The 584-nt window shown below is 67.0% G+C and carries 1 protein-coding gene; it reads right to left on the reverse strand.

Annotated features, from left to right (window positions below; translation table 11 throughout):
* Window positions 1-566, reverse strand: a 566-nt coding sequence (locus EP237_RS22910; protein WP_164744821.1) for a DUF7507 domain-containing protein, incomplete at its 3' end; no start/stop codon positions are given.
* Window positions 567-584: the final 18 nt, after the last annotated feature.

Below are 584 nucleotides of genomic sequence, written 5' to 3' on the forward strand. Positions count from 1 at the left end.
CGCGTCAGCGTGTCATCGGACAGCGTCACGCTGCTCAGCGTCACGTTGCCCGCATTCGTCACCACGATCGACCAGCTCAGCGCGTCGCCCGCGGCGGTGTTGCCGGAAGTCTCCGTCTTCACAACCGTCAGCTCCGGCGACGCGGCAAGCGTCTGCACCAGCGGGTCGTTCGTCGGGTCGCTGTCCTCATCGCTGTCCTGGGCGGGGTCGCCGTCACCGTCCGAGGTCCCCGTGACGTCCGTATCCGTGGGGTCTTGGGCCGTCACCGAGGCGGTGTTCAGCACCTGCCCCGCATCGATATCGGCCTGCGTCACCGCGTAATCGTAGCTGTAGGTCCAGGTCTCGCCCGGCTCCAGGATGTCGTCCGCCGTCACCTCGCCCGTCACGGTCACGTCAGACGCCGTCAGCGTCACCGGCGAGCCGCTCGCAAGCGCATCCGTCAGCGCGACCGTGTCCAACGCAACGTTGCCCGTGTTCTCGATCGCAACCGCATAGGTGATCGTGTCGCCCGGGTTCCAGACCGTGTCTTCGGCGCCGCCCGCAACCGTCAGATCCGTCGAACTCACAGACTTCGTCACCGTCAG

It is taken from the genome of Nioella ostreopsis (genome assembly GCF_004000255.1).
Classification (GTDB): domain Bacteria; phylum Pseudomonadota; class Alphaproteobacteria; order Rhodobacterales; family Rhodobacteraceae; genus Nioella; species Nioella ostreopsis.